The 20,103-nt window shown below is 61.7% G+C and carries 17 protein-coding genes; 12 read left to right on the top strand and 5 right to left on the bottom strand.

From position 1 onward, the window contains the following. The first annotated feature begins 189 nt into the window (after positions 1 to 189). Both O0882_RS02950 and O0882_RS02945 read left to right on the top strand, forming a co-directional pair. Complete coding sequence (locus O0882_RS02950; RefSeq protein ID WP_354670239.1) at positions 190 to 675, top strand: hypothetical protein; 486 nt, start codon at positions 190 to 192, stop codon at positions 673 to 675. A gap of 141 nt (positions 676 to 816) precedes the next feature. Then, positions 817 to 1,206, top strand: coding sequence for a GNAT family N-acetyltransferase (locus O0882_RS02945; protein ID WP_289945227.1), 390 nt, complete (start codon positions 817 to 819; stop codon positions 1,204 to 1,206). A gap of 78 nt (positions 1,207 to 1,284) precedes the next feature. Here the strand turns inward: O0882_RS02945 and O0882_RS02940 are convergent, their stop codons facing one another. Together O0882_RS02940 and O0882_RS02935 are read right to left on the bottom strand one after the other, a co-directional pair. Then, positions 1,285 to 3,696, bottom strand: coding sequence for a TonB-dependent receptor (locus O0882_RS02940; protein ID WP_289945225.1), 2,412 nt, complete (start codon positions 3,694 to 3,696; stop codon positions 1,285 to 1,287). A 177-nt stretch (positions 3,697 to 3,873) separates the two neighbouring features. After that, positions 3,874 to 4,659, bottom strand: coding sequence for a PhzF family phenazine biosynthesis protein (locus O0882_RS02935; protein ID WP_289945223.1), 786 nt, complete (start codon positions 4,657 to 4,659; stop codon positions 3,874 to 3,876). A gap of 97 nt (positions 4,660 to 4,756) precedes the next feature. On the opposite strand from O0882_RS02935, the gene O0882_RS02930 reads away from it, so the two are divergent. Both O0882_RS02930 and O0882_RS02925 read left to right on the top strand, forming a co-directional pair. Further along, positions 4,757 to 7,888 (top strand): error-prone DNA polymerase, encoded by a 3,132-nt coding sequence (locus O0882_RS02930; RefSeq protein ID WP_289945221.1) that lies wholly within the window; start codon positions 4,757 to 4,759, stop codon positions 7,886 to 7,888. A 39-nt stretch (positions 7,889 to 7,927) separates the two neighbouring features. Next, positions 7,928 to 8,407, top strand: coding sequence for a GNAT family N-acetyltransferase (locus tag O0882_RS02925; protein WP_289945218.1), 480 nt, complete (start codon positions 7,928 to 7,930; stop codon positions 8,405 to 8,407). Here the strand turns inward: O0882_RS02925 and O0882_RS02920 are convergent, their stop codons facing one another. Next, a complete protein-coding gene (locus tag O0882_RS02920) occupies positions 8,408 to 9,724 on the bottom strand; it encodes an FAD-linked oxidase C-terminal domain-containing protein (RefSeq protein WP_289946793.1) in 1,317 nt (438 codons plus the stop codon). A gap of 282 nt (positions 9,725 to 10,006) precedes the next feature. Between O0882_RS02920 and O0882_RS02915 the strand changes: the two genes are divergently transcribed. The 5 genes from O0882_RS02915 (at position 10,007) to O0882_RS02895 (ending at position 15,280) form a co-directional block, all read left to right on the top strand. Next, positions 10,007 to 10,924 carry a ChaN family lipoprotein gene (locus tag O0882_RS02915; RefSeq protein ID WP_289945215.1) on the top strand — a complete coding sequence of 306 codons (918 nt, stop codon included), beginning with the start codon at positions 10,007 to 10,009 and terminating at the stop codon, positions 10,922 to 10,924. Between the two features lie 105 nt (positions 10,925 to 11,029). Continuing rightward, on the top strand, positions 11,030 to 11,776 hold the full coding sequence (gene exbB, locus O0882_RS02910) for a tonB-system energizer ExbB (protein WP_289945213.1): 747 nt from the start codon (positions 11,030 to 11,032) through the stop codon (positions 11,774 to 11,776). A gap of 3 nt (positions 11,777 to 11,779) precedes the next feature. After that, the gene (gene exbD, locus O0882_RS02905) at positions 11,780 to 12,208 is read left to right on the top strand and encodes a TonB system transport protein ExbD (RefSeq protein ID WP_289945212.1); all 429 of its coding nucleotides are present in this window, start codon (positions 11,780 to 11,782) and stop codon (positions 12,206 to 12,208) included. Continuing rightward, positions 12,205 to 12,984, top strand: coding sequence for a TonB family protein (locus O0882_RS02900; protein ID WP_289945210.1), 780 nt, complete (start codon positions 12,205 to 12,207; stop codon positions 12,982 to 12,984). The genes exbD and O0882_RS02900 overlap by 4 nt, the downstream gene beginning before the upstream one ends. A gap of 40 nt (positions 12,985 to 13,024) precedes the next feature. Next, positions 13,025 to 15,280, top strand: coding sequence for a TonB-dependent receptor (locus tag O0882_RS02895; RefSeq protein WP_289945209.1), 2,256 nt, complete (start codon positions 13,025 to 13,027; stop codon positions 15,278 to 15,280). Between the two features lie 30 nt (positions 15,281 to 15,310). Here O0882_RS02895 and O0882_RS02890 read toward each other — a convergent pair whose 3' ends face one another. Further along, positions 15,311 to 15,718 (bottom strand): PRC-barrel domain-containing protein, encoded by a 408-nt coding sequence (locus O0882_RS02890; RefSeq protein WP_282406852.1) that lies wholly within the window; start codon positions 15,716 to 15,718, stop codon positions 15,311 to 15,313. A gap of 246 nt (positions 15,719 to 15,964) precedes the next feature. Between O0882_RS02890 and O0882_RS02885 the strand changes: the two genes are divergently transcribed. From O0882_RS02885 to ftsB, 3 genes are all read left to right on the top strand, one after another. Then, a complete protein-coding gene (locus O0882_RS02885) occupies positions 15,965 to 17,617 on the top strand; it encodes a CTP synthase (protein WP_071075940.1) in 1,653 nt (550 codons plus the stop codon). Between the two features lie 141 nt (positions 17,618 to 17,758). Next, positions 17,759 to 19,042, top strand: a complete 1,284-nt coding sequence (gene eno / locus O0882_RS02880) for a phosphopyruvate hydratase (protein ID WP_096237317.1) — start codon at positions 17,759 to 17,761, stop codon at positions 19,040 to 19,042. 61 nt (positions 19,043 to 19,103) lie between these two features. Continuing rightward, entirely contained in the window at positions 19,104 to 19,427 is a 324-nt protein-coding gene (gene ftsB / locus O0882_RS02875) for a cell division protein FtsB (protein ID WP_141170366.1), read from the top strand. A 290-nt stretch (positions 19,428 to 19,717) separates the two neighbouring features. On the opposite strand, the gene O0882_RS02870 is transcribed toward ftsB, so the two are convergent. After that, positions 19,718 to 20,005 (bottom strand): hypothetical protein, encoded by a 288-nt coding sequence (locus O0882_RS02870; RefSeq protein WP_289945207.1) that lies wholly within the window; start codon positions 20,003 to 20,005, stop codon positions 19,718 to 19,720. Positions 20,006 to 20,103: the final 98 nt, after the last annotated feature.

The following is a 20,103-nucleotide window of genomic DNA, read 5'->3' as shown; positions in this document are numbered from 1 at the left end:
TTATGAGTTAGCCGCTATTATCCGTGCTTTCCGCCGCAGGGCAAAGATTGTTCACTGCGGCCGTGCTGGCTGGGAGCCGCTGGGGCAATGAAACAGACTGATAAAGGTGCGAGGCGATCTGACTACATGCGAATAACACTGATGCGTCACGGCGAGCCTAGCCTCGCCAAGGGGGGCTGGATAGCGCCCATGCAAATGGGAGAGTGGATTGATCTCTACAACCAATCGCTCATCAAGGACAATGGCATGCCTGCAGAGTGCGCCATGGCAGCGCTATCGGCGTCGACCATCGTGGCCAGCACGGCACCGAGAGCATGCTCATCGGCCAGGGCACTCGGTGACTTGCCGTTCATGCAAGAGGCTATTTTCACCGAGGCCGGGCTGCCTTTTGCGCTCTGGAGAGCACCTTGGCTGCCGCCTGCCGCCTGGGCAGTGATTTTTCGCCTGCTCTGGTTGTTCGGTTATGCGCGCGGAGCCGATTCGCTGACGCTAAGCCGGCGGCGCGCCAGGGCTGCCGCCGAGCGGCTTGTGGCGCTGGCAGCCAAGGGGCCTGTGCTGCTGGTCGGACATGGCATCATGAATCGCCTGATCGGCAAGGAGTTGCAGGCATTGGGCTGGCTTGCCCGCAACAGGCAAGGCAGCCGGTACTGGAGCATGGGCGTGTATGAGCTGTGAAAATGGGCTGTGAAACTGAGCTGTGAAACGGGTGGGGGCGTGGATCGATACAATAGATGTTGATGTTGTCGAAACGCTTGGACCTTCCCATTGCGAAGGTCAGTGTCATCCATAAAGAAGGCCGTGCCGATGCAAATTTCCATGAATGATGTGATCACTGAGCAAGAAGTGATAGCCATCTACAAGGCCAATCACTGGTCGTCCGCAGAAAAACCCAAAGAACTGATGGCCGCATTGCGCAATTCCCACAGCCTGGTGACGGCCCGCGCAGATGGCAAATTGATTGGCATCGGCAATGCCATTTCCGATGGATATCTGGTTGTCTATTTTCCGCATATGCTCGTCGATCCGATGGCGCAAGGCCAGGGCGTCGGCAGGAGGATGATGGCGGCCATGCTGGAAAAATACGCGGGGTTTCACCAACAAATGCTGACAGCGGACGGCAAGGCCATCGCGTTCTACGAATCCGTGGGCTTCGTGCGCGCAGGGAAAACAGAGCCCATGTGGATCTATGCAGGCGATGAGCATTAAATGGTGATGCCGACATAAAAAACAGCGGCTGCCCATGCTGGCGCCGCCGCTGTTTTTTATGCGAAGAGTCAGTTCAGATCAGAACTTCACCCACAAGCGGCCAAAGTAGGATGCGCCGTTCAGGCCGAACTGCACGCTGTCATACTTGAAGCCGTTGTCCGTCTCGTCCGCGTTTTGCGTGGTGGGCTTGACGTTGAAGATGTTGTTGCCGCCAAAGGTCAGCTTGGTGTTCTTGTTGATGCTGTAGGTGAAGCTCAGGTCGGCGGACGTCTTGGCCGCGTAGTGGGCGTTGGGCACGCCGTTGGCCGTGCCGCTGAAGGTACCCAGGGTTTGCGGGCCAAAATAAATGATGCGCAAGTCCGATTCCAGCTTGCCCGTGATGTAGTCGAAGCCCAGGGTGGCTTTTGCGCGCGGGCCGCCCTGTTCGATGAACAGGCGCTCGCGCTCGGACAGCAAGACATCTTCGAAGCCCGTCAGCGAGGCGGGCGTCTTGACTTTCGTCACTTCCGTTTTACTCAAATTCAAGGCCAGGAAGGTGTTCAGGCGGTTGCCGGCCAGTTCACCCTTGTGCGAGGCCGTCAGGTCCAGTCCCCGCGTGCGCGTGTCGACGGAATTGACGAAAAATTGCGCTTCCGTCACGCCCAGAAGGGCCAGGCACGCCGCCAGGTCCGGGTAGTTGCCGGCATTGAAGCGGCCCGACAGCACGATGCGGTCCTTGATCTTGATGTTGTACAAGTCGGCCGTCACGGAAATGGCTTGCGTCGGCGTCCAGGTGGTACCGAACGTAAAGCTGGTGGATTTTTCTTCCTTCAGCTTGGGGATGCCGGCCGCATTGGCGACGGTGCCGCCATTGGGTGCCAGCACCACGTCGGTGGCGACGCCGCTGACGAAGTCGGTGAAGGTGGACGAGAAATACACTTGCTGCAACGACGGCGCGCGGAAGCCCGTGCTGGCCGACCCGCGCAGCAGCACGTCGGGTGCCACCTTGTAGCTGGCGGCCAGCTTGCCCGTCACGGTGGAGCCGAAGTCGCTGAATTTTTCATAGCGCAAAGCCGCCTGGGTTTTCAGGCGATCCGTCCAGTCCAGTTCCACGTCGCCATACGCGGCGATGCTGTGGCGTTTGGCCTTGGTCACGTCGCCGGGCTGGAAGCCGGGGAAGCCCTGGCTGCGGCCATTGCCGCCCACGCCGACGCCGTCGACGTCGCTGTAGGAGCCCGGTTCGCCGGCCATGATCTTGTATTCCTCGCTGCGGTATTCGGCGCCGAAGGCCACGTTCATACCGCGCATCACCGTGTCGTAATAGCGGCTGAAATCGGCGTTGCTGGTCAGTTGCTGGAACGAAAAGCCGCCCGCGTCAAAGCTGCTGGGGCTGATGCCCTTGCCGCCGTTCATCAGGTCGAGATTGGCGATCGACGCGTTCAGGGTATGGCTGATGTCGTAGCGCATCTTGTTGTAGCCATAGGTTTGCGAAAAGTCCGCATGCCATTCGCCGATCTGGCTGCGGTGGCCGACGATGGCGTACTGGTCGTCGATCTTGCCATTAATAAATGGTACGAAACCGTCCGGGTACATGGCGGCCGAATTGCGCGCAGGAACGTCAACGCTGCCGATGCCGCCGCGGCCAAACGCGGCGCTCGATGCATCGCGCGTCTGCGCGCCGGCCGTGAAGTACAGCTTGCCCGTGCCGCTGGTGGCGTAGTCGCCATTCACGTACAGGGTCTTGTTCTTGGCCTTGGTGTCACCGATGATGCGCATGCTGTCCGCGTCGGCCCGGTTCGAACGCCCCCGGTCCAGGTATTCGCCCGTGATGGCGATGACTCCCTTGTCGCCCAGTGCGATGCCGCAGTAGGCGGAGGTCATGTAATTCTTGCCGTCGCCGGCCGAATACTGGCTATAGCCGGCCACCGCTTCGCAGCCCAGGCTTTTCTTCAGTTCGATGTCGATCACGCCGGCAATGGCGTCCGAGCCGTACTGGGCGGCGGCGCCATCGCGCAGCACTTGCACGTTCTTGATCGCCAGCAAAGGAATCGCATTCATGTCGGTGCCCGTATTGCCGCGGTTGCGCGCGCCGAACAGGTTGACCAGGGCCGTCGTGTGGCGTCGCTTGCCATTCACCAGCACCAGCGTCTGGTCGGAACCGAGGCCGCGCAAGGCGGCTGAATCGACCAGGTCGGCCCCGTCGGCGCCCGACTGGCGCGTGGAGTTGAACGAGGGCGAGATGTATTGCAGCGATTGCGCCAGGTCGAATTGCCCACCTTGCTCGGCGACCCTGGAAATCGGGATGATATCGACCGGCACCATGGTGTCGGTGGCGGAACTGGCGACGCGGCGCGAGCCGACCACGCTGACCGTTTGCACGGCGCCGGCATCGGCGGCGCTGCCGCCCGTGTCCGTGGTTTGCGCCATGGCGGCCGGGGCGAAGACGGCCAGGGCGGCGCTGCCGTAGAGGCTGATGAGGACGGCTTTACGCAAGGTGGTGAGGGTCGGCACGCAGTATCTCCAAGTGGCTGATGGGTTAGATTCGTCACTCGATTCTAGTGCCATCATTTCATCGTCCACCAGTGTTAATTTGCTTTATTGTTACAAATTATAGGTAACTGTTGTTTCCTTGTTGGCTACGGCGATCCCCCTTGTTTTCTTGCATGCTGCTGGTGCATGATGCCCCGTTCAGGTGCCTGCCTGCACCATGCCGCCGACCCAGATTATTCCCTCGCCGTACTGTGCCTGGATCAAGCAGGCTTGCCCCGTCACGTGGCCCTGCGACAGGCTCAGCGACTGTTGTCGGTGCGCTGCCAGCGCGCCCGCCGCCACGCCCGTGGCGCTATCTTCCAGCGCCGGGTCGAGGTGGTTGAAGTTGCGCCCTTCAAACTCGCTTTCGCCCGTGCGGCAATACGCATAGCAGCCATTGACCTGATGCAAGGCGCTCCAGTCGGCGATCAGCTCCAGGTTCGGCCTCAACGCGCGCAGGGTGGTACGGTCGGCCACTTCCAGCAGCAGCTTCGGGCTGCCGACGGAGGCGATCACGGGCGGCGACAGCAAGTGCATATGCTGGCCCATGAGTTCGGACGGCACATATTTTTCCAGCATGACGGCCGGCGCCGGCTGCGGCGCCAGACCGATGAACAGATCGGCTGCGCGGCGCACCAGTTGCAAGGCTTGCCCGCGCATGGCGGTACTCACCGTCAGGGTTGCCGGGGCACCCGGCGCCGTCAGCAGCACATGCGCGGCCGCCAGGGTGGCGTGCAGGCACAGGGGGCTGCGCGTGTGCGGATAAAAATAGTCAAGCATGATGCCGCCGTCCGCTTGCCGGTCGATGAAGACGCAGGCGCTCACTTGCCGTTCGCGGGCGAATTGCTGGCGCGCCGTTTCGCTGCCGTGGTCGTTTTCCACGACCAGCGCCGCATTGCCGCCACCGGGTGCGGCGCCGAAACATTTTAATAAGTGGACGATCATGGCGGTCGATGCGAAAGGTAAAACACCAGCATAAACGATAAGCCCGATTCCAGATAAGTATAATAGACTGTGTTTATATACAGTATTGAGGTGGATCATGTGGGGCGCAGTCTTACCCGAGTATGCTGAGTTGTATTGCCTGAGTAACTTCAGCTTCCTGCATGGCGCCTCGCATGCGGAAGAGCTGGTGACGCGCGCAGTCCAGCTCGGTTACAAGGCGCTGGCCATCACCGACGAGTGTTCGCTGGCCGGCGTCGTGCGCGCCCATGCGGTGGCCAAGCGCGCCGGCTTTCCCTTGATCATCGGCGCGCATTTTCACTTGACGCGGGCCGACGGCGGCGCGGCCTTGTCCCTGCTGGCGCTGGTGCGCGATATCGATGGCTATGGCAACTTGTCGGAACTGATCACCATGGCGCGCACGCGGGCGGCCAAGGGACGTTATCTGCTGACCCCCGATGATTTCAGCGCGCCATCGGCGGAGTTTGCCCATTTGCGGGGGCTGCCCGGCTGTTTGATGGTCTTGCTGCCCAGCTATCCGGCCCAGCCGGAAACCGTGCGCGCGCAGGGTGCGTGGATGGCGTCCACCTTTGGCAGCGAGCGCAGCTGGATTGGCCTGAATTTGCTGCAGCGGGCGCAGGATGACGCGCACCGCAGCGGTGTGCAGGACGCCGCGCAGGCGCTGGGCTTGCCCGTGGTGGCCGTCGGCCATGTGTGCATGCACGTGCGTTCGCGCAAGCCCTTGCTCGACACCCTGTGCGCCATCCGCGTGGGTAAACCCGTGGGCGAGTGCGGCTATGCGCTGGCGCAAAATGCGGAGCAGCATCTGCGCGCGCGCTTGCGCCTGGCCAATGTGTATCCGCCGCAAGCGCTGGCGGAAACCGTGCGCATCGCGGGCCTGTGCACGTTCTCTCTCGATAGCCTGTGCTATGACTATCCCGACGAGTTGGTGCCGGACGGCCACACGCCGGCGACCTATTTGCGCGAGGAAACCTATGCGGGCGCGCGCATCCGCTTTCCATTGGGTATTCCGGCCAATGTGCAGCAGCAGATCGAGCAGGAGCTGGAGCTGATCCGGGATCTTTCCTACGAAGCGTATTTTTTGACCGTCTACGATATCGTGCGCTTTGCGCGCTCGCAAAACATCCTGTGCCAGGGGCGGGGCTCGGCCGCCAATTCGGCCGTCTGCTATTGCCTGCACATCACGGAAGTGGACCCCGCGCGCGGCAATTGTCTGGTCGGGCGCTTCATGTCGCGCGAGCGCAACGAGCCGCCCGACATCGACGTTGATTTTGAGCACCAGCGGCGCGAAGAGGTCATCCAATATATCTATAGCAAATATGGCCGCGAGCGGGCCGCGCTGGCCGCCGTGGTGATCAGCTACCGGCCAAAAAGCGCATTGCGCGACAGCGGCCGGGCGCTGGGGATCGACCTGGCCATCGTGGAAAAGGTGGCCAAGGCGCATCGCTGGTTCGACGGCAAGCGCGATCTGCTGGAGCGCCTGGCCGAGTGCGGGCTCGACCCGGAGGCGGCATTGTCGCAGCAGTGGGCCGGCCTGGCGCAGCAGTTGCTGGGCTTTCCCCGCCATTTGTCGCAGCATCCGGGCGGCTTTGTCATCGCTCAGGGAAAGTTATCGCGCCTGGTGCCGATTGAAAACGCCAGCATGGCCGAGCGCAGCGTCATCGAGTGGGACAAGAATGACCTCGAGGAACTGGGCTTGATGAAAGTCGACGTGCTGGCGCTGGGCATGCTGTCGGCCCTGCGCCGCGCCCTGGAACTGGTGAGTGCGCGGCGCGGCGAGGAATTTCGTTTGCAGGATATTCCGGCCGAAGACCCCGCCACCTACGACATGATGTGCCAGGCGGACACCATCGGCGTATTCCAGATCGAGTCGCGCGCGCAGATGAGCATGCTGCCGCGCCTGCGTCCGCGTGAATTTTATGACCTCGTCATCGAAGTGGCGCTGGTGCGCCCCGGCCCCATCCAGGGCGGCATGGTGCATCCGTATTTGCAGCGGCGCCAGCAGAAAGAACCAGTCGAGTATCCGAAGGGCCTGGAAAAGGCGCTGGGGCGCACCCTCGGCATCCCGATTTTCCAGGAGCAAGTGATGCAGGTGGCCATCATCGCCGCCGATTTCACGCCCGGCGAAGCGGATCAGTTGCGGCGCGCCATGGCTGCCTGGAAACGCAAGGGCGGCATGAACAATTACAAGGAACGTATCGTCGAAACGATGGTCAAAAATGAGTATGAGCGGGAGTTTGCGGAAGCCATCTTCAGCCAGATCGAGGGCTTTGGCGAATATGGCTTTCCCGAGTCGCACGCGGCCAGTTTCGCCCTGCTGACGTATGCCAGTTCCTGGCTGAAATGCCATGAACCGGCCGCCTTTCTATGCGCCTTGCTCAATAGCCAGCCCATGGGCTTTTACAGTCCCTCGCAACTGGTGCAGGATGGTCGCCGGCATGGCGTGCAAGTGTTGCCCGTCGACGTGGCCGTCAGCGGCTGGGAGGCGGGACTGGAGGGCGATGCACCGGCCGTGCGCCTGGGCTTGAACAGCCTGTTCGGCATGCGCGCCGAGGCCGCCCGGCGCATCGAGGATGCGCGCGCCATCGCCTCCTTCGTCGACGTGGCCGACCTGGCGCGGCGTGGCGGCCTGGACCGTCATGATTTGCAGGTGCTGGCCGCCGGCAATGCGCTGCACGCGCTGGCTGGCCACCGGCGCGAAGCGCTATGGCAGGCGGCCGGCGCCGTGCCCGACAAGGATTTGTTGCGCATCACCACGCAAGAGGAAGACTTGCCCGTGCTGGCCGCACCCTCGGAAGGCGAGGGCATCGTCAGCGATTATCGTTCGCAAGGCCTGACCCTGGGCCGGCACCCGCTGGCGCTGCTGCGCGCACAGTTGCTGGAGGAACGCTTTCTGCCCGCCGCGACGCTGGCCAGCTACACGCATGGCCAGCTGGCGCGCGCCTGCGGCATCGTCACCGTGCGCCAGCGGCCGGGCACGGCCAAGGGCGTGATCTTCATGACACTGGAAGACGAGACGGGCACGGTCAACGTCATCGTCTGGCCGGACCTGGTGGAAAGCCAGCGGCGCGAAGTGCTGAGCGCGCCGCTGCTGGGCGTGTATGGCGTGTGGCAAAGGGAGGGCGTCGTGCGCAATCTGGTGGCCAAGCGCCTGGTCGACATGTCGCATTTGCTGGGGCGGTTGCGGACCAGCAGCCGCGATTTCTGTTGAGAGTTGCCGGCGGGGAGGAGGGCATGGCATTATTTGAATATGACAACCTTGCCCGAACCGACACTGCGTCCCGCCCTGGTCGCCGACGCGCCCGCCATCGTTGCGCTGATCGACGACCTCATGCCTTTTCTGACCCTGCACCCCGATGGCGCGGGGGCGGAAAAGTTCATCGAACACTGCCGCCAGCCGTCGATCGAAAACTATCTGTCGCTGCCCAACTACGCCTACCAGCTCGCGCATATCGACGGCGAACTGGCCGGCGTGGTGGCCATGCGCGACAACACGCATCTGTTCCATATGTTCGTGCCGCGCACCCTGCACCGGCGCGGCATGGCGCGCCGTTTGTGGCAGGCTGCCCGCGATGCGTCGCTGGCCAGGGGCGGCGTGACGGCATTTACCGTCAACTCCTCGGTCTACGCTTTGCCCCTGTATGAAAGCCTGGGCTTTGTCGCCACGGGACCGAAGGTGGAGACGGGCGGCATCGCGTTTGTGCCGATGCGCATGGAATGGCCGGCCTGATTACCAGCGCACGATCTTGCCCGGATTCATGATGTTCTTCGGATCCAGCGCGTGTTTCACGGCGCGCATGGTGTCGATGGCGCCTACACCATGTTCTTCCACCAGGAAAGCCATCTTGTGCATGCCCACGCCATGTTCCCCCGTGCAGGTGCCGTCCATGCCGATGGCGCGCGTGACCATGTCGCTGTTGACCTTTTCCGCGCGGGCGATGTCGGCGGGATCATCGGGATCGACCAGCATCTGCACGTGGAAGTTGCCGTCGCCGACGTGGCCGATGATGGCGTAGATCAGGCCCTGTGCCTCGCAATCGGCCTTGGTGGCGAGGATGCATTCGGCCAGGCGCGAAATGGGCACGCAGCAATCGGTGGAAATGGCGCGGCTGCCGGGGCGCATCTGCAGCAGGGCGAAATACGCGTTGTGGCGCGCGGCCCACAGGCGCGAGCGGTCTTCGGGGCGGCTGGCCCATTCGAAATCGCTGGCGCCGTGTTCCGCCGTGATGGCTTGCACCAGCTGTGCCTGCTCGGCCACGCTGGCCGGCGTGCCGTGGAATTCAAACAGCAGCAGCGGTTTCTCTGGCAGCGCCATCTTGTCGTAGGCATTGATGGCTTTGACGCCGTTTTCATCGAGAAACTCGACCCGTGCCACGGGAATACCCATCTGGATGGTCTGGATCACGGCGCTGACGGCTTCTCCCGTGCCGGGGAACGAACAGACGGCCGCCGAGATCGCTTCCGGCAGCGGATACAGTTTCACCGTCACTTCCGTGATGATGCCCAGGGTGCCCTCGCTACCGACAAATAAACGCGTCAGGTCGTAGCCGGCCGAGGATTTTTTTGCCCTGGTCCCCGTCTTGATGATGCGGCCATCGGCCGTTACCACCGTCAGGGCCAGCACGTTTTCACGCATGGTGCCGTAGCGCACGGCATTCGTGCCCGAGGCGCGCGTGGCCGCCATGCCGCCCAGCGACGCATTGGCGCCCGGGTCGATGGGGAAGAACAGGCCCGTGTCGCGGATTTCTTCGTTGAGTTGCTTGCGCGTCACGCCCGCCTGCACGGTGGCCGTCAAGTCTTCAGCATGCACGGCTACCATCTGATTCATTTGCGACAGATCAATCGTCACGCCACCATGCAGGGCCAGCACATGGCCTTCGAGCGAAGTGCCGCTGCCATAGGCGATGATGGGCACGTCGTGTGCGCTGCACAGCTTGACGGCGGCCGCCACTTCCTCGGTGGAATGGGCGAAGATGACGGCATCGGGTAGCATGGGCGGATAGCTCGACTCGTCGCGGCCATGGTGTGCGCGCATGGCTTGCGTCATGGAAAAGCGGTCGGCAAAGATCAGGGAAAGTACGGCAGCAAGAGAGTCTGGCAGCGGTTTTTTCAGTACCGCCAACTGGTCAGTTTGATTCACGCGAGTCCTCCGTTTTTTTTATTCTACTCCGCGCCCGGGGATTTCACCGAAGCACCCTGTTGATTTTTTGCCAGTTGTAAAAAAATTCGCAGGGTTTGCCGTGCACATGTTGTAAATGAGAATCATTTCTATTAGAATGCCCGCCAGTAGTTATTTTGCAATGCGTGCTCAGACCCGAAAGGCCCTGCCATGAAATTCCCCCTGTCCCTCGCCGTCGTCCTGCCCGCCTGCGTGCTGGCGCTGAGCGCCTGCAGCAGCGTCGCACCCGCCACTGGCACGGCCGCCACCACGGCCGCCGCGCCCGCTTCTACGCAAGACGTGCGCCAGCTGGGCGAGATCGTCGACCTGCGCAGCGGCCAGCGCGTGACTGCCGAGCAATTGCTGGCCCAGCTGGCCGCCGCCCCGCGCGTGATCGTCGGCGAACAGCATGACCAGCTCAGCCATCACCAGATCGAGCAATGGCTGCTGCAGCAATTGCAAGGCCAGCGTCCGCAAGGCAGCGTGCTGCTGGAAATGCTGAATCCGGACCAGCAAGCCAAGGTGGACAAGGTCAAGCCGTGGCTGCAGACGGACCCCGTGGTGCGTCCCGAACACGTGGCCGAACTGCTGGCCTGGCAACCGAGCTGGAAGTGGGCGCAATATGGCGACCTGGTCATGACAGTGATGCGCGCGCCATACCCTGTCTGGTCGGCCAACCTGGACCGCAGCGAAATCAAGCAACTGTTTATCGACCAGCCGGCCGTGCAGGGCAAGCATTCGAACCTGGCCAACGATGGCAAGGTGCATGACAAACTGAAAGACATCATCCGCGTCATGCACGACAACCAGATCGACGCGCCGCGCCTGGCCGCCATGCTGTCGGTGCAGCAGCAGCGCGACCGCCGCATGGCCGAGCGCCTGCTGGCCGCGCCCGCGCCGGCCGTGCTGATCGCCGGCGCCTACCATGCGCACAAGGACCTGGGCGTGCCGCTGCACGTGCAGGACTTGACGGGCGGCCCCGCGCCGCTGGTGCTGGTGCTGGCCCAGCGCGGCGCCACGGTGCTGGCGCCGCAGGCGGACTTCGTCTGGTTCACGCCGGCAATGCCTGCCGTTGCCAGCGCCAAATAATTCATTGCATCTCCGTCGGGCGTTCAGCCCGGCACTCTCCCCCAGCAAGCTCCTCCATAGCAGCCAGGTAATCCGTCCGATTTTTTTTTACCTGTTGAAGCTTCCATGCGTATTTCCTGTATCAAAGCCGCTGCCGGCGGCGTGTTTCTTTTCATCTTTCATTCCGGCGCACAAGCGTCCGCCTTGCCGCACGATATGTCGCCGCTGGGCATGTTTTTCGCCGCCGACCAAGTGGTGAAAAGCGTGCTCATCGGCTTGCTGGTCGCCGCGCTGGCCACCTGGGTGGTCTTGCTGGTGAAGGGCGCCAGTCTGCTGCAAGCCCGGCGCGCGGCGGCGCAAGCCGTCGCCGTGCTGAAATCGGCGGCTTCCTTGCCGGACGCGGCAGTCAAGAGCGGGGCGTCCTTGCTGGCGCAGCGGCTGCTCGACGAGGTGCAGCAGGAACTGAATCTGTCGCATGTCAGCGCACCGGCGGCGGCCTTGAAAGAGCGGGCCGGTTTTCGCCAGGAACAGTTAATCGCCCACCAGGTGCGCGCCATGACGCAAGGCATAGGATTACTCGCCAGCATCGGCGCCGTGGCGCCCTTCGTTGGTCTGTTCGGCACCGTGTGGGGCATCATGAACAGTTTTATCGGCATCGCCGTCAGCCAGAGCACGAACCTGGCCACCGTCGCGCCCGGCATCGCGGAAGCTTTGCTGGCGACGGCGCTGGGCCTGGTGGCGGCGATACCCGCTGTCGTCATCTATAACGTCTTGAGCCGTGGCATCAATCAGTACAAGGCGCAGCTGCGCGCCGCTTCCGCGCAAGTGCTGCTGATGCTGAGCCGCGACCTCGACACGCGCCAGCAGGCCTGAGCCATGGCCAGCCTCTTTCCTTCCACGGACGACGACACGGCCGACATGCCGGAATTGAGCGAGATCAATGTCACGCCCTTCATCGACGTGATGCTGGTGCTGTTGATCATCTTCATGGTGGTCTCGCCGCTGGCCACCGTCGACCTGAAAATCGACTTGCCGGCCGCCACGGCCAAGCCCGAGCCGCGTCCCGACAAGCCCCTGTTCGTTTCCCTGAAAGCCGATCACAGCCTGTATCTGGGGGAATCGCCCGTGGCGCGCGAGCAACTGGGCCGCCTGCTCGACGCGCAGACGGGCGGCGACCGCCAGCGCACGCTGTTTTTTCAGGCCGACAAGCAAGCCGCGTATGAAGACGTGCTGGGCGTGATGGATGCCCTGCGCCAGGCCGGCTACCTGAAAGTGGGCCTGGTGGGCCGCGAGGGGGGCGGGTGAATCCGCGTCCGATATTGAGCTGGGGCATCGCCACGTCGCTGGTGGCGGCCGCCGCGTTGGCCCTGCTGCTGTGGGCGGCCTGGCAACCTTTCACCGTCGCGCCCGCTAATCCGGTCGCCAGCGTGATGCTGGTGTTTGCCACGCAAGCGATGTCGCCGGAGACACAACAGGTGACTGCAGCAGGGGCGCGCCAGTCGGCCGCCTCCAGCGCCGCCCGGCCACCGAAGAGCACGACCCGGCACGAGGCGCTGCCCGTGCTGGCGCGTGCCGCCGCGCCGCAGATCGTTGCGGCGGAAAAAGAGGCGAAGGCAGAAACCGGTCCGTCGCCAGATCCCGGCAAGGATGCCGCCAAGGAAGCGTCCTTGCCTGCGCAGGCCAGCAGCAGCGCCACACCGGCGCCAAGCCCCGTGCGCGGTCCGCAGGCGGCGCCGTTCGACAGCGACACGCCGCCCGCCAGCGCGGCGCCGGCCAGCTGGCAAAGCCGGGTGCTCGGCCATCTGGCCCATTTCAAGCGCTATCCCGGTGATGCGCGCCAGCGCAAGCGGGCCGGCGCCGCATGGGTGCGCTTCCAGGTGGACCGCGATGGCAAGCTGCTGGCCAGCGAATTGATCACTTCATCGGGCACGGTGCTGCTCGACCGCGAGGCCTTGCAAGTGCTTGAGCGCGCGCAACCGTTGCCGGCGCCGCCCGCCAGCGTATTGCGCCAGGGCACAGTGACGGTGACCTTGCCCGTGTCGTTCCGGCTCGATGCCGACGGCGGCCACGGCGCCAGCTGATTTTTCGCATTTTTTCAATCACATAACAAATCGAGGGTGTATGCATATCAAGACAATGACGCGAGCCGTGGGCGTTTGCATGGCGTTGCTGGCGCAGCAGGCATGGGCGCAAGAGAGTACCGACGGCAAGGTCGCGTTTTCGCCGCTGAATGTGTCGGGCGAGGCGGTCCCTGCGGAACATCAGGCGCTGGAAAAACCGGGTGCCGTCAGCGCGCGCGGCGCGGACACGCGCTTGCAGCCGGTGGACCAGATCGTGCGTAGCATGCCGGGCACGTTTACCCAGATCGATCCGGCGCAGGGCGCCGTCAGCGTCAATATTCGCGGCTTGTCGGGCCTGGGCCGCGTCAACATGATGGTCGATGGCGTGAGCCAGAATTACTATGGCAGCGCGCCATCGTCCGTGTCGCATGGCGGTGTGCCCAGCAGCCAGTTCGGCGCCTTGATCGACCCGAATTTCATCATCGGCGTGGACGTGTCGCGCGGCAATGTCGTCGGTGGCGACGGCGTCAATGCGCTGGCCGGCAGCGCCAACTTCCGCACCATCGGCGTCGATGACGTGGTCTTCGCCGGTGAAAAAACGGGGGCGCGCACGAAGATGTGGAGCGGAAATAATGGCGTGGGACGCAGCGCCATGCTGGCCGTGGCCATGAAAAACCCTGCCTTCGATGGCGGCAGCGTAGGCTTCATGGCGGCCACCAGCGCGAGTGTGATCGGCAACAACTACAAGAATGCCAAGGGTGTCAACAGCGAGGAATTCGGTTTCGGCTACAACCGCTATTACAAGCAAAAGCCCAAGTCGCAATTGCTCAAGCTGGACCTCAAATTGAGCGACTTCCACGCGCTGGAACTGTCGGCGCGCGATTACCGCAGCACGTTTACGCGCCGCGATATCCACAGCGATGACTACTACGTCAAATATCACTACACACCGTTTTCGGAGTTGATCGACCTCAATGTGGTGGCCAGCAGCAGCCGTGGCAACCAGAAATACATGCCCGAGGCGCTGACCAATTTCATCAACACGAATGCGGCCAACCGTGCCGATGCCTTCGATATCAATAACACCAGCAGCTTCAGGCTGGCCGGCGGCGATGCCCTGGTGACAGTGGGCGGCAAGCTGATGCGTAACAGATACAGCAAACACGTGGAAAGCCTGGTCGACGATCCCGACAACCCGGACGCCAACTTACAATCGATTGAGAACAACACGTTCGGCCCCGAAGGCGTGCAAAAGATCAACAGCCTGTATGCGGGCCTGCAGTACAACCGCGGCATTGTTCAGGTCAATGCAGGCCTGAACACCACGCACTTTGATTTGACTGGCCACAAGCCCGCCTGCGACCTGCGCGTGCAGTGCTTCCCGCAAGGGGCGTCGCGCATTGCGCTGAAAGAACACGGCGTGAATCCTTCGCTGATGCTGTCAGCCCAGGTCACGCCGTGGTTCCAGCCGTTTGCCAGTGCCGAGCGCACCATGCGCGGGCCGAATCCGCAGGAAGTATTCTTTTCCAACGACGGCGGCGCCTCGATGAACCCCTTCCTGAAGGGCGAGCGGGCCAGCACTTATCAGTTGGGCTTCAATTCCAGTCTGCATGGCTTGCTGAGCAAGAATGACGTGCTGAACTTCAAGGCCCTGTATTTCAAGAGCAAGATCGACGGCTATATCACCAGCCAGTCCTTCCTTGTGTGCGACAGCGGCCGCAAGTGCAATATCGCGGAAGTGCTCGCCAATGACTGGAAGAATGTGGATGAGTACGTGACCAATATGTATATCTACATCAACTCGGCCACGCCCGTGTACTCGCGCGGATGGGAACTGGAAGCGCAATATCAGCTGGGGCCGGCCTATGCGCGCCTGTCGTACACGCGCGAAACGACGCGCCAGCCCACCTCGATCGCCAGCGCCTGGTTCGGCGCGGCCGACATCAGCGAGCTGCCCAGCGTGTACTACAACCTCGACGTGGGCACGCGCCTGCTGGACAACAAGCTGGAAGTGGGCGCCATCCTCAAGCACACGGGCTCGAACCGCCGCCTGTCGCCGGACAATGAAGCCGATGAAGCGACGGGCGAGGTGCTCAAGGCCGAGAATCCGAAGATCCCGGCCGTGATCGACCTGTATGCGAGTTACCAAGTCAGCAAGAACCTGTTCCTGCGCCTGTCGGTGCAGAACGCCATGAACAAGGATTTCTCGGAAGCGTTGAACCGCCTGAACTCGATGCCGTCGCAGTCGCAAGAGAATACGCCGCTGAGCACGGCGCGGGGGAGGACGTATGTGGCTGGGCTGGAGTACCGCTTTTAAAGCAGACCCCAGCCCCGCGCTTTGGCTTGATTAATACTCGCGTGGTGTCGTTCCGTAGTAACTATGGATGGACTGGGCCCACGTGGTATCGGCCATGTTCGGCCAGTTGTCCGTATCGAAGCCGGGGGCGTTTTCGATGCGTTCCTTGTCGACGTTGAGCGTGAAGCGCTTGTTGACGGTGTCGAGCAGCAGCGCTTCCCACGGCACGGCGAACAGTTTTTCGCCGATGGTGAAGACGCCGCCGTGCGACATGACGGCGTAGGCGATCTTGCCACTGCGCATGTCGAGCATGATTTCCTTGATTTCGCCCAGGTGTTCGTCCTTGGCGTTGTGCACATGGTCGCCGATCAGGGTGTCGGCACCCATCAGTTCAGGGCCGGGACCTTTGTGGCCGCGGTTGACATACATGCCGTAGGCGTCGCGTTCTTCGTAGCTCATGATGGACCTCCGTTGAAAAATTCCAGTCTGCCGCCAGGGCGCGGCAGGGTCTGTTCGATCGCCCACACAAATTAAGGAATTGAAAATATTTCAATTATTGCTATTGAGTAATTTTGTTGTGCGTAGACCGCAGGAGCGGGGGCGATCGTCGACATTTGGCGCAAATTTCCACGCGTGGAGAGCGCCGCAGGCGGGCTTTAGTGTATAATTTCAATTTCCCGCACGTGCCGTTCGGCACCATCTGCAATGACCAAATTTGTCTTCGTCACTGGTGGCGTTGTGTCTTCCCTTGGAAAAGGGATTGCCGCCGCCTCCCTCGCCGCGATCCTCGAATCGCGCGGCCTTAAAGTCACCATGCTCAAGCTCGACCCGTATATCAACGTCGATCCTGGCACGATGAGCCCTATGCAACACGGTGAAGTATTTGTCACCGATGACGGGGCCGAAACCGACCTCGACCTCGGTCACTACGAGCGCTTCATCTCCACCCGCATGAAAAAGGTGAATAACTTCACCACTGGCCAGATCTATGAATCGGTGATCCGCAAGGAACGCCGGGGCGAATATCTGGGCAAGACCGTGCAGGTGATTCCGCATATCACCAATGAAATCCAGGATTACATCCGCCGTGGCGCCGAAGGCTACGACGTGGCCCTGTGCGAAATCGGCGGCACCGTCGGCGATATCGAATCGTTGCCCTTCCTGGAAGCGGCGCGTCAGCTGAGCCTGCGCGCCGGCCGCAAGAACACGGCCTTCGTCCACCTGACCCTGGTGCCTTACATCGCCTCGGCCGGTGAACTGAAAACCAAGCCGACCCAGCACTCGGTGCAAAAACTGCGTGAAATCGGCATCATGCCGAACGCGCTGCTGTGCCGCGCCGACCGCGCCATCCCGGAAGACGAGCGCGCGAAAATCTCGCTGTTCTCGAATATCGAAGAGCATGCCGTCATTTCCGTGTGGGACGTCGACACCATCTACAAAGTGCCGCAAATGCTGCACGACCAGGGCCTCGACAAGATCATCTGCGAAGCGCTGGATCTCGATCCGGCACCGGCCGACCTGTCGATCTGGAGCAAGCTGATCTACACGATGGAGCACCCGAAGGCGGAAGTGACCGTCGGCATGGTCGGCAAGTATGTCGAGCTGACCGAGTCCTACAAGTCGCTGATCGAAGCGTTGCGCCACGCCGGCATCCACACGGAAAGCCGCGTCAACATCGAGTACATCGATTCGGAAGAAATCGAAACGACCGGTTGCGAGAACCTGGCCAAGTACGATGCCATTCTGGTACCGGGCGGCTTCGGCAAGCGCGGCGTGGAAGGCAAGATCAAGGCGGCCCAGTTCGCCCGTGAGCACAAGATCCCTTACCTGGGCATCTGCCTGGGCATGCAAGTGGCCCTGATCGAATACGCGCGCAACAAGGCAGGCATGCCGAACGCGAATTCGACCGAGTTCGACCTTGATACGGATCAACCTGTCGTTGCACTGATCAATGAGTGGCAAAACCACGATGGTAAAGTCGAGTTGCGCGATGAAAACTCGGACCTGGGCGGTACCATGCGCCTGGGCGCGCAGACCTGCGCCGTCAATCCGGGCACCCTGGCTGCCGAGATCTATGGCAGCGTGGTGACCGAGCGTCACCGTCACCGCTACGAAGCCAACAATCATTACCTGGCCCGTGTCGAAGCGGCTGGCATGATCGTCTCGGCCCGCACGCCGAGCGAAGATTTGTGCGAAATCATGGAATTGCCACGCACGGGTGAGAATTCCCACCCATGGTATATGGGCGTGCAATACCATCCCGAGTTCAAGTCGACGCCACGCACCGGCCATCCGTTGTTTACCTCGTTCATCAAGGCAGCGCTGGCGCACAAAGAAGCCAACGCCGCCGCGGAATAACGCGGGTCGATTGCGACAGTATTACCCGTAAGACAGCTCCCGGCCAGATGGTTACCGCCGGGAGTTTCTTTGCCCCCTTTGTGCAATTGCGCATCAGAACGCAGTGTGCAGCCCCTGTTACGCTTAACTTTGGAGAATGACATGAGTGCTATTGTTGATATTATCGGTCGCGAAATCCTGGACTCGCGCGGTAACCCGACCGTCGAATGCGATGTGTTGCTGGAATCGGGCGTGATGGGCCGTGCGGCCGTACCGTCGGGTGCCTCGACCGGTTCGCGCGAAGCCGTGGAATTGCGCGATGGCGATGCCAAGCGCTACTTCGGCAAGGGCGTGCTGCAAGCATGCGAAAACATCAACACCGAAATCTCCGAAGCCATCATGGGTCTGGACGCCAATGAACAGGCGTTCCTGGACCGTACCCTGATCGACCTGGACGGCACGGAAAACAAATCGCGCCTGGGCGCCAACGCCATCCTGGCCGTTTCCATGGCCGTCGCCAAGGCTGCCGCCGAAGAAGCGGGCTTGCCGCTGTACCGCTATTTCGGCGGTTCGGGCGCCATGCAGATGCCAGTGCCGATGATGAACGTCATCAACGGCGGCGCGCACGCCGACAACAACCTGGACATCCAGGAATTCATGATCATTCCCGTGGGCGCCCCGTCGTTCAAGGAAGCCGTCCGCTACGGCGCGGAAGTGTTCCACACGCTGAAAAAGATCCTGCACAAGAAGGGCCTGAACACCAACGTGGGCGACGAAGGCGGTTTCGCGCCATCCTTGGCCAACCATGAAGAAGCCATCAAGCTGATCATCCAGGCCATCGAAGAAGCGGGCTACGAGCCAGGCACGCAGATCGCCATCGGCCTCGATTGCGCCGCGTCCGAGTTCTACAAGAACGGCAAGTACGAAATGGCAGGCGAAGGCCTGAGCCTGACCGCTACCGAGTTCACCAACCTGCTGGCGACCTGGTGCGACAAGTACCCGATCATCTCGATCGAAGACGCGATGCACGAAGGCGACTGGGACGGCTGGGCGATCCTGACGGCAGAACTGGGCAAGAAAGTGCAACTGGTCGGCGACGACCTGTATGTCACCAACACCAAGATCCTGAAAGAAGGCATCCAGAAGGGCATCGCCAATTCGATCCTGATCAAGATCAACCAGATCGGCACCCTGACGGAAACCTTCGCCGCCATCGAAATGGCCAAGCGCGCCGGTTACACGGCCGTCATTTCGCACCGCTCGGGCGAAACGGAAGACTCGACCATCGCCGATATCGCCGTTGCCACCAACGCCCTGCAGATCAAAACCGGCTCGATGTCGCGTTCGGACCGCATGGCCAAGTACAACCAGTTGCTGCGTATCGAGGAAGACCTGGGCGACATCGCCAGCTACCCTGGCCGTGATGCGTTCTATAATCTGAAGTAAGCTGATGTAAAACCCACTGGCCGGCCGGAGATATCCGGCCGGTTTGTTAACTGAATGCCCCATGCGCCTGATTACGCTCGCCCTGGCAGCCCTGCTGCTGCTGATCCAATTTCCCCTCTGGCTGGGTAAAGGCGGCTGGCTGCGTGTTGCCGACATGGAAGCCCAAGTGGCGCTGGCCAACAAGAAGAATATGGAATTGAAGGCGCGCAACGCCAAGCTCGAATCCGAAGTGCGCGACCTGAAAGATGGGACGGGCGCCGTCGAAGAGCGTGCCCGCTATGAGCTGGGCATGGTCAAACAGAATGAGATTTTCGTGCAGATCGTGCGCAAGGGCCAGACCCCGCCACTGCTGGAGACACCGGTGGACGCTGCTGCGCCACACTGAGTACTAACTACTTCCCGCTTGCCAGCCTGGACCGATTGCCAGGCTGACCTATCACTTTATGACTGCTACTACCTTGCTGCTTGCTGATCAGAAACGGGCTTTGCCGGTCGAGATCAGATAGAAATGGATGCCGGTAACGACGACGGCGACGGCGATCAGTGCGGTTTCGAGAATCATCATATAAAAATCCTTCTAATTTAGTTAGCTTAAAAAACGTTCAGGGCCAGGCGACCAGCCGAAGACAGTACGAACGTACGGCGAGGCGCAGGCAACGCCGCCCTGGGCGTTTTTTATCCGCGCGACGCCAGGAAACGCAGTTCCGAGGCCAGATTCGGCATCAGGTTTTCATAACGGGCCGCTTCCGAGTTCAGCAGGGCGATGTCGCGCTTGCTTGGGCGCACATAGCGCTGTTCTTCGGCGCTGCTGGTGTTCGTGGCGATGACTTCCTTCTGTGCCAGTTCGCTGTACGGCTTGGTAGCGAGCAGGGCGCCCAGGAAGGCGCGCGTGGCGCGGCCCAGGTTGCTGAAGTAGTTGTCGTTGTCGTTGTCGTTGCTGTAGGTGTTGGTAAAAGTGGACATATGCCCTCCATGAATGGTCTGTTGTTGCATTGCACAATAATGGAGTTTGCGATATGCGTCCAATTTCAAATTCCAATTTCAGAAATTCAAGAAACGCA

The sequence above is a fragment of the Janthinobacterium sp. SUN073 genome (assembly GCF_030397665.1).
Classification (GTDB): domain Bacteria; phylum Pseudomonadota; class Gammaproteobacteria; order Burkholderiales; family Burkholderiaceae_D; genus Janthinobacterium.
This window is presented reverse-complemented; position numbering and strand designations above follow the sequence as displayed.

What these genes read in the sequence shown, in the direction of transcription:
- exbB (WP_289945213.1), top strand. Translation starts at nt 11,030, where the DNA reads ATGCGTATTTCCTGTATCAAAGCCGCTGCCGGCGGCGTGTTTCTTTTC.
- O0882_RS02915 (WP_289945215.1), top strand. Translation starts at nt 10,007, where the DNA reads ATGAAATTCCCCCTGTCCCTCGCCGTCGTCCTGCCCGCCTGCGTGCTG.
- O0882_RS02920 (WP_289946793.1), bottom strand. Translation starts at nt 9,724, where the DNA reads ATGACGCAAGCCATGCGCGCACACCATGGCCGCGACGAGTCGAGCTAT.
- O0882_RS02935 (WP_289945223.1), bottom strand. Translation starts at nt 4,659, where the DNA reads ATGATCGTCCACTTATTAAAATGTTTCGGCGCCGCACCCGGTGGCGGC.
- O0882_RS02930 (WP_289945221.1), top strand. Translation starts at nt 4,757, where the DNA reads ATGTGGGGCGCAGTCTTACCCGAGTATGCTGAGTTGTATTGCCTGAGT.
- eno (WP_096237317.1), top strand. Translation starts at nt 17,759, where the DNA reads ATGAGTGCTATTGTTGATATTATCGGTCGCGAAATCCTGGACTCGCGC.
- O0882_RS02890 (WP_282406852.1), bottom strand. Translation starts at nt 15,718, where the DNA reads ATGAGCTACGAAGAACGCGACGCCTACGGCATGTATGTCAACCGCGGC.
- O0882_RS02895 (WP_289945209.1), top strand. Translation starts at nt 13,025, where the DNA reads ATGCATATCAAGACAATGACGCGAGCCGTGGGCGTTTGCATGGCGTTG.
- O0882_RS02870 (WP_289945207.1), bottom strand. Translation starts at nt 20,005, where the DNA reads ATGTCCACTTTTACCAACACCTACAGCAACGACAACGACAACGACAAC.
- O0882_RS02885 (WP_071075940.1), top strand. Translation starts at nt 15,965, where the DNA reads ATGACCAAATTTGTCTTCGTCACTGGTGGCGTTGTGTCTTCCCTTGGA.
- ftsB (WP_141170366.1), top strand. Translation starts at nt 19,104, where the DNA reads ATGCGCCTGATTACGCTCGCCCTGGCAGCCCTGCTGCTGCTGATCCAA.
- O0882_RS02950 (WP_354670239.1), top strand. Translation starts at nt 190, where the DNA reads ATGCAAATGGGAGAGTGGATTGATCTCTACAACCAATCGCTCATCAAG.
- O0882_RS02925 (WP_289945218.1), top strand. Translation starts at nt 7,928, where the DNA reads ATGACAACCTTGCCCGAACCGACACTGCGTCCCGCCCTGGTCGCCGAC.
- O0882_RS02945 (WP_289945227.1), top strand. Translation starts at nt 817, where the DNA reads ATGAATGATGTGATCACTGAGCAAGAAGTGATAGCCATCTACAAGGCC.
- exbD (WP_289945212.1), top strand. Translation starts at nt 11,780, where the DNA reads ATGGCCAGCCTCTTTCCTTCCACGGACGACGACACGGCCGACATGCCG.